6 protein-coding genes and 2 pseudogenes are annotated in these 8,207 nt (G+C 62.4%); 6 read left to right on the top strand and 2 right to left on the bottom strand.

The genetic code is table 11. The features are described from left to right. From dctM to CDO35_RS08005, 5 genes and pseudogenes are all read left to right on the top strand, one after another. Positions 1-507 (top strand): annotated as a pseudogene (dctM, locus tag CDO35_RS08020) (C4-dicarboxylate TRAP transporter large permease protein DctM); the annotation flags it as partial. Between the two features lie 215 nt (positions 508-722). Then, positions 723-2,684: an acetate--CoA ligase gene (gene acs, locus CDO35_RS08015; protein ID WP_099523606.1), complete on the top strand. Its 1,962-nt coding sequence runs from the start codon at positions 723-725 to the stop codon at positions 2,682-2,684. Between the two features lie 137 nt (positions 2,685-2,821). Then, positions 2,822-3,694: pseudogene (locus tag CDO35_RS23205) on the top strand (CHASE3 domain-containing protein); the annotation flags it as partial. Further along, positions 3,686-4,549 carry a methyl-accepting chemotaxis protein gene (locus CDO35_RS23200; protein WP_425048531.1) on the top strand — a complete coding sequence of 288 codons (864 nt, stop codon included), beginning with the start codon at positions 3,686-3,688 and terminating at the stop codon, positions 4,547-4,549. The pseudogene CDO35_RS23205 and the gene CDO35_RS23200, both read left to right, overlap by 9 nt. 42 nt (positions 4,550-4,591) lie before the next feature. Beyond that, a complete protein-coding gene (locus CDO35_RS08005; protein ID WP_099523601.1) occupies positions 4,592-5,374 on the top strand; it encodes an EAL domain-containing protein in 783 nt (260 codons plus the stop codon). A 160-nt stretch (positions 5,375-5,534) separates the two neighbouring features. On the opposite strand, the gene CDO35_RS08000 is transcribed toward CDO35_RS08005, so the two are convergent. Further along, positions 5,535-6,212 carry a DUF4197 domain-containing protein gene (locus tag CDO35_RS08000; RefSeq protein WP_099523599.1) on the bottom strand — a complete coding sequence of 226 codons (678 nt, stop codon included), beginning with the start codon at positions 6,210-6,212 and terminating at the stop codon, positions 5,535-5,537. Positions 6,213-6,329: 117 nt separating this feature from the next. Here CDO35_RS08000 and CDO35_RS07995 point away from each other — a divergent pair, with 117 nt between their 5' ends. Next, positions 6,330-6,731: a hypothetical protein gene (locus CDO35_RS07995; protein ID WP_099523639.1), complete on the top strand. Its 402-nt coding sequence runs from the start codon at positions 6,330-6,332 to the stop codon at positions 6,729-6,731. 74 nt (positions 6,732-6,805) lie between these two features. Here the strand turns inward: CDO35_RS07995 and CDO35_RS07990 are convergent, their stop codons facing one another. Continuing rightward, positions 6,806-8,206 carry an efflux transporter outer membrane subunit gene (locus CDO35_RS07990; protein WP_099523597.1) on the bottom strand — a complete coding sequence of 467 codons (1,401 nt, stop codon included), beginning with the start codon at positions 8,204-8,206 and terminating at the stop codon, positions 6,806-6,808. Position 8,207 lies beyond the last annotated feature (1 nt).

Here is an 8,207-nt window from a genome sequence, read left to right as displayed (position 1 = left end):
ACCATCCGCGAGTGCCCGAAGGTGCTGCTGGAGTCCGGCAAGCTGACCATCATGCTGATGTTCATCATCGCCAACGCCATGCTCTTCGCCCACGTGCTGACCACCGAGCAGATTCCGCAGCAGATCACCGCCTGGGTGGTGGAGCTGGGCCTGCAGCCGTGGCAGTTCCTGCTGGTGGTGAACATCGTGCTGCTGGTGGCCGGTGCCTTCATGGAGCCGTCGGCGATCATCCTGATCCTCGCACCGATCCTGTTCCCGATCGCCATGCAGCTGGGCATCGACCCGATCCACCTGGGCATCATCATGGTGGTGAACATGGAGATCGGCCTGATCACGCCGCCGGTGGGGCTGAACCTGTTCGTGACCTCGGCGGTGACGGGGATGCCACTGACGGCAGTGATCCGCGCGGCGATGCCGTGGCTGATGCTGTTGCTGAGCTTCCTGATGATCATCACCTACATCCCAGCGGTATCCATGGCGTTGCCGAACTGGCTGGGGATGAGCTGAGCAATTGTGTCTACCTTTGTGCCCGGCCTTGTGCCGGGTTTTTTTATCTGCGCGCCTCGACGTATCCATGACGCTGTCGAATTGGCTCGCCATATGCCAGGCAGGGCTTCAAGACCATGGTCTTAGAGCGGTAAGACCATGGTCGAATGGCCTCACGAAGGGTCGGGAGATACAAAAGGCACCATACAAAAACAACTCCCCGTCGAGGTGATTTCATGAGTGCTGCGTCTCTTTACCCTGTGCGTCCCGAAGTGGCCGCGCGGACCCTCACTGACGAGGCCACCTACAAGGCCATGTACCAACAGTCCGTGGTCAACCCCGAGGGTTTCTGGCGCGAGCAGGGCAAGCGCATCGACTGGATCAAGCCCTACAACAAGGTCAAGCAGACCACCTTCGACGATCACCATGTCGACATCAAGTGGTTCGCCGATGGCACCCTGAACGTCTCCTACAACTGCCTCGACCGTCACCTGGAAGAGCGCGGTGACCAGATCGCGATCATCTGGGAAGGCGATGATCCGTCCGAGCACCGGGAAATCACCTACCGCGAGCTGCACGAGCAAGTGTGCAAGTTCGCCAACGCCCTGCGTGGCCAGGACGTGCACCGCGGCGACGTGGTAACCATCTACATGCCGATGATTCCGGAAGCTGTGGTGGCCATGCTGGCCTGTGCGCGTATTGGCGCGATCCACTCCGTGGTATTCGGCGGCTTCTCCCCCGAGGCGCTGGCCGGGCGCATCATCGATTGCCAGTCCAAGGTGGTGATCACCGCTGACGAAGGGCTGCGTGGCGGTAAGAAAGTACCGCTCAAAGCCAACGTCGACGACGCCCTGACCAACCCTGAGACCCGCAGCATCCAGAAGGTCATCGTGGTGCAGCGCACCGGTTCCGAAATCAAGTGGAACCAGCATCGTGACATCTGGTACGAAGACCTGATGAAGGTGGCTGGCAGTGTCTGCGCGCCGAAGGAAATGGGCGCCGAAGAAGCCCTGTTCATCCTCTACACCTCCGGTTCCACTGGCAAGCCCAAGGGCGTGCTGCACACCACTGGCGGCTACCTGGTGTACGCCTCGCTGACCCATGAGCGCGTGTTCGACTACCGTCCGGGCGAAGTCTTCTGGTGCACCGCCGATATCGGCTGGGTCACCGGCCACACCTACCTGGTCTATGGCCCGCTGGCCAACGGTGCCACCACCGTGATGTTCGAAGGCGTGCCGAACTATCCGGACGTTTCCCGCGTCGCCAAGATCGTCGACAAGCACAAGGTCAACATCCTCTACACCGCCCCAACCGCCATTCGCGCCATGATGGCCGAGGGCAAGGCCGCGGTTGAAGGCGCCGATGGTTCCAGCCTGCGCCTGCTCGGTTCGGTCGGTGAGCCGATCAACCCGGAAGCCTGGCAGTGGTACTACGAAAACGTCGGTCAGAGCCGTTGCCCGATCGTCGACACCTGGTGGCAGACCGAAACCGGCGCCTGCCTGATGACCCCGCTGCCGGGTGCCCATGGCCTCAAGCCGGGCTCCGCTGCACGTCCGTTCTTCGGCGTACAGCCGGCGCTGGTGGATAACCTGGGCAACATCATCGAAGGCGCTGCCGAAGGCAACCTGGTGATCATCGATTCCTGGCCGGGCCAGGCGCGCACCTTGTACGGCGACCATGACCGCTTCGTCGACACCTACTTCAAGACCTTCCGTGGCATGTACTTCACCGGTGACGGTGCGCGCCGCGACGAAGACGGCTACTGGTGGATCACCGGCCGTGTCGACGACGTACTCAACGTCTCCGGCCACCGCATGGGTACCGCCGAAGTGGAAAGCGCCATGGTCGCCCACCCGAAAGTGGCCGAGGCCGCGGTGGTCGGTGTACCGCACGACATCAAAGGGCAGGGCATCTACGTCTACGTCACCCTGAATGCGGGCGAAGAAGCATCGGAACAACTGCGTCAGGAACTGCGCAACTGGGTGCGCAAGGAGATCGGTCCGATCGCCACGCCGGACGTGATTCAGTGGGCTCCGGGCCTGCCGAAGACCCGCTCGGGCAAGATCATGCGCCGTATCCTGCGCAAGATCGCTACCGCCGAATACGATTCTCTCGGCGACATCTCCACGCTGGCCGATCCTGGCGTGGTGCAGCACCTCATCGACACGCATCGCCAGATGCAAGCCGCCTGCGCCTGATCGGTAACGGCAACCGAAAGCCCCGCCGGCCAAAAGCCCGGCGGGGCTTTTTCATTTCTAGGAGGAGTGAAAGCCAGCAGGATGGGTCTTGTTGTACATGTTTATTTATTTGTACAAGTTTTGTATGGGTGTGCATAATGGCGCTGCGCCATGTCTCTCGGGGCATCACTTCCTTGTGCGTGTCGCCGCTATCCCATAGTCAATGCCTACCTTTGCGCTCCGAGGACGTCCTCATGTTTGCCAATCTCAGCATTTCTCAAAAGCTGTATGCGGGTTTCGGCGTTGTTCTGCTGATCATCCTGATCCTTGTGTTATCGACCTGGCGTGGTTTCAGTGAGGTCGACAGTACGGTCAAGCGCAACATCCATACCTACGATGTGATCAACGAGTCGGCCGATCTGTTGGCGAGCCTGATCAATATCGAGACCGGTATGCGTGGTTTCGTCATCACCGGCCGCGAGCAGTTCCTCGCGCCATTGACCGAAGGTGAGCACGCATTTCAGGAACATTTCGCCAAGTTGCGCAATCTGACTGCCGACAACCCGGCTCAACAGCAGCGTCTCAATCAGTTGCTGAGCGCACACGACCAGTGGATGCGGGAAGACATCGACAGCAATGTCGAATTGCGCCGCAAGGTGAGCGCCGGTTCGCAGCCCATTGAGGCAGTCATCGAGCAGGTCAGTGCGGGCCGCGACAAAGCCAAGATGGATGGCATGCGTCTGTTGCTCAAAGACCTGCAGGCCGAGGAGAGCGCATTGTTGGAGCAACGCTCGGCATCCATGCAATCGGCCAAGTCTTCATCTCTGGTGATTCTCCTGCTGGGCGGGCTGGTTGCTGTAGTACTGGCCCTGAGTGTTGCCTTCGTGCTGTCTCGCAGCATTGCCGGGCGCTTGCAACAGGTCGTCGACGTCGCCCGCAGCATCGCCCAGGGGCGCCTGGATTCGCGCATCAGTCGTGCCGGTGGTGACGAGATCGGCGTGCTGCTGGATGCCTTCGCGACCATGCAGGAGCGTCTGCGCGAGATGATCGGGCAGATTCGCTCTGGCGCTGAGCAGCTGGTCGCCTCGGCGCAGAACATCTCCAGCGCGTCAACGCAGCTGTCGGTGTCGACTCAGGAGCAGTCGCAGGCAGCGTCCAGCATGGCGGCGACGGTCGAGGAGCTGACGGTTAGCATCAATCATGTCGCTGACAACGCCAACGAGGCCCATGGCCTGTCGAGTGAGTCAGGACGGCAATCGGCCGAGGGCGGTACGGTGATTCAGAGCACGCTGTCGAGCATGCAGCGCATTGCCGATACCGTGCAGGGCGCCGCTGTGCAGATCAGCGAGCTGGGCCAGCATTCGGACCAGATTTCCTCGATCGTCAACGTGATCAAGGAGATTGCCGATCAGACCAACCTGCTGGCCCTCAACGCGGCCATCGAGGCCGCGCGTGCCGGTGAGCAGGGGCGTGGCTTTGCCGTGGTCGCCGATGAGGTGCGTCTGCTGGCGCAGCGCACTGCCAATTCCACCCAGGAAATCACCGAGATGATCAAGAAGATCCAGACCGGTACGCGCAATGCGGTGGGCAACATGGAGATCGGCGTGCAGCAGGTCAGTAGCGGGGTGGAGCAGGCCAACCAGGCAGGCGATGCCATCGTCACCATCCGTCAGGCCTCCGAACGCGTGGTTGGTGTGGTCGATCAGATTTCTCTGGCACTGCGCGAGCAGACGGTGGCCAGCCAGGACGTGGCGCGCAACGTCGAGCGCATCGCGCAGATGTCGATGCAAAACAGTGAGGCAGTGGCTGATACGGCAAGCACTGCGAGAGATCTGCAGCAACTCGCGCTGTCTCTGGAAAGGCAGGTGGATTACTTCAAGCTCTGATTCGTTAGCAGCCGGTGTCGTCTCCTGGTCAGGACCCGTTCAATGGACATTGTCAGCCCCAGTACTTTCCCTGAACCCTTTCGTTCAGTTGGCTGTAACGAGTGCCGCAATCCCGAAGCGCTGGGGTTCGATTTCACCATGGCGTTCCAGCTGATTCTGGATGTCGAGGAACAGCGGCCATTCGCCTACGAGGCACTAGTGCGTGGCCTCAATGGCGAGTCCGCGGGGGAAATACTCGGGCGGGTCAACGACGGCAATCGCTATCGCTTCGATCAGGCGTGCCGGGTCAAGGCCATCGAGTTGGCGGCTGGCCTCGGCCTGCACAAGATTCCCGACTGTCTGCTCAGCATCAATTTTCTGCCTAATGCGGTTTACCGGGCCGAGACCTGTATTCGCGCCACCTTGGAGGCAGCCAGGCGCTTCGACTTTCCACGCGAACGGCTGATGTTCGAGGTGACCGAGGGAGAGCAGATCCACGATGCGGAGCACCTCAAGCGAATCTTCGCCGAGTACGGCAAGCAGGGCTTCACCACCGCCATCGACGATTTTGGCGCGGGCTATTCCGGGCTCAATCTGCTGGCCGAGTTTCAACCGCACCTACTCAAGCTGGACATGGCCCTGACCCGCGGCATCGATCAGGACCCGGTGCGCCAGGCCATCGTCGCCGGTATCGTGCTGGTCGCGCAGCGCCTGGGTATTCGCATCATCGCCGAGGGCGTCGAAAGTGTTGGTGAGCGTGATGCGTTGATCGAGCTTGGTATCCGCTACATGCAGGGCTTTTTCTTTGCGCGGCCGGCACTGAATCGACTCTGCCTGCCCCACTAGCGAACAGCATGCGGGGCGTCAGGTAATGCCAGTCAGTTAATCGAGGAGCGGCGCCCCGCCGCGAACAAGGGCGGGGCGCAATCGGAAGGCTTCGCCCCGGGGCGGGGCTCCTACGAAAGGCCGCTTTGAAAACTTATCTGATCGGCATCAGGGGCTTTTCTCAGAGTGCGCCAAATACCTTCTTCGCCAGGCTGGTAGCAGCGCCGGCCGGGTTCTGGCGGATGTTGGCTTCCTGCTTGGCAATCATCTCGAACAGGCCATCGAGCGCCTGCTCGGTCACGTAGCTTTCCACCGTGCTGTTCTTGGCATCGCCCACGCCAAAGCTGGCGGCCTGGCCGGCGAAGGCGTTGTATTGCTGGGCCAGGCCGACCTGATCGGTTGCCTGCTTGACGATAGGCAGGAACTTGGCGCGGATCTGCTCGCGGCTGCTCTTGTTCAGGTACTGGGTGGCCGAGTCCTGCGGGCCACTGAGAATCGACTTGGCGTCGGCCACGGTCATCTTCTTCACCGCGTCGACCAACAATGCCTGAGCCTGCGGCACGGCGGCTTCGGCGGCCTTGTTCATGCTCGCTTCGAGCTGATCGACCTGGGCGCCCATGCCCATCATCTTCATGGTCTTGGCGGCTTTGCCGAGTTTGCCGGGCAGCTCGATGCGCACCTCCGGGTTGTTGCTGAAACCGCCGGGCGCGCCCAGTTGCTTGACTGCAACTTGCGCGCCTTGGATCAACGCATCCTTGAGGCCGCCGCTGGCGTCCTGCTGGCTCAGGTCGGAGAGGGACAGCGCGAAGACGTTGGCCGAGAGCAGCAGGCCAGCGGCGAGAGTGGTGAGGCGCAGCATGATGATGATCCTTGCATCGGGGGGAAATGCTGTGAGCTTAACGGAGTCTGCAGCGTAGGCAAGCCAACCGATAGGCGTGGATGGGCAGCGCGCTCAGCTATGGCTATGATCGGCGCCATGAATTCACCGCTTCCCCTCCGAAATTCTTGCCCTCCGGGTGCCTGCGACTGCCAGCGCGATGAGCTGCTGGGGGTGCCGGGTGCCGACACGCGCGTGCTGTTACTAACGCGTAACGAGGAGCAGCGCCTTCTGGAGCGACTGGAAAGCCTGCAGAGCCTGGAAGACCTTGAGCGTATGCAGCAGCGTATGTTCGAAAACCTGGGCATTCGCCTGCATATCGAACCCGCACATGGCGAGGTACGCAGCATGCGCGGCATTCACATGCGCTTCGACGCGCATCCGGGGCTGTGTCGTAAAACGCGGCAAAGCATCCCGGCTGCGATCCGCCGGGCCATGGAGAAAAGGCCAGAAATCGCCTGGCGCCTGCTCGACGCCAACGATTTGCTGGGAGCTGGCTAGGTCGAATACGCATTGATCGAATACGACAACGCCACGCATAAGCGTGGCGTTGTCGTTTATGGCGGATGAGCAGGCTAGCGCTGCCAGCCACCGCCCAGCGCCCGGAACAGATCGGCCAGCGCCAGTTGGCGGTCGGTGCTGATCTGGATCAGTGTGGTCTGGTCGTTGAAGCTGCTGCGTTGGGCATCCAGGTAGCGCAGGTGGTCATCCACACCGCCTCTGTAGCGTGCTTCAGCCAGGGCTTCGGCCGCTCGGCTGGACTCGGCCAGGGCGCGCCGCGCAGTTTCCTCACGGCGCAGTGTATCGGTGGCGGCAAGGGCATCGGCGACTTCGCGGAAGGCGGTCTGGATGGTGCCTTCGTAGTTGGCCACGGCGGCGTCCTGGCGGACTTCAGCGAGATCCAGGTTGGCGCGGTTGCGACCGCCGGCGAAGATCGGCAGCGACAGCGTCGGGGCGAAGCTCCAGGCCCGCGAGCCGCCCTCGAAAAGCCCGGACAGCTCGGTGCTGGAACTGCCGACCGAACCGGTCAGGGTGATGCGCGGGAAGAACGCCGCACGGGCCGCACCGATATCGGCATTGCGCGCCTTGAGGCGGTGCTCGCTGGCAAGAATGTCGGGGCGGCGCTCAATCAGTTCCGAGCTGGTGCCGGGGGCGATGTCTTGCAGCACCATCAGCTCGTCGCGTGGGGTCGACGGCAAGAATTGTCCGGCGTCTGGCGTGCCGAGCAGCAGCGCCAGGGCGTTGTCCGCCTGGCGCAGCTGGCGTTCGGTGCTTTCCCGCTCGGCCTTGGCCTGCTCGGCGAGGCCGACCGCTTCCTGGTAATCCAGGGCGGTGGCGGCGCCGACTTCACGACGTTTGCTGACCAGCTCCAGCGAGGCCAGGCGGCTTTCCAGGGTCTGCTCCACCAGCACTTGGCGGCGTAGCGCGCCATCGCGGGTCAGGTAGGCCTGGATCACTTCGGCGATCAGGCTGATCTGCGTGGCGCGGGTCGCTTCCTCTGTAGCCAGATAGGTTTCCAGGGCGGCCTCGGATAGGTTGCGCACGCGGCCGAACAGGTCGACCTCGTACTCGGCCAGACCCAGACCGACCTGGTAGACGCTGGCGACCTCCGAACGGCCGGTCTGTGACTGATCGGCCGGCAGGCGCTGGCGGTTGCCCGTGGCGTTGGCGTTGATCGACGGCAGACGGTCGGCACGCTGGATGCGGTACTGCGCACGCGCCGCCTCGATGTCCAGCAATGCCTGACGCAGGCTGCGGTTGTTGTTCAGCGCAGTATCCACCGCGCGGCGCAGGTCGGCATCGACGATAAAGGTCTGCCAGTCCAGCGCTTGCGCACGGGTGCCATTGGCGTTGGCCACCTGCCAGTCTGCCGCCACCGGCGCAGCCGGGCGTTCGTAGGTCGGCGTCAGGGAGCAGCCGCCTAGGGCGATGGCCAGGGTCAACAGAGCGGGGCGGAGCATGAAGTGAGTAGTCATC

The organism is Pseudomonas sediminis (assembly GCF_002741105.1).
In the GTDB taxonomy this organism is placed as follows: domain Bacteria; phylum Pseudomonadota; class Gammaproteobacteria; order Pseudomonadales; family Pseudomonadaceae; genus Aquipseudomonas; species Aquipseudomonas sediminis.
This window is presented reverse-complemented; position numbering and strand designations above follow the sequence as displayed.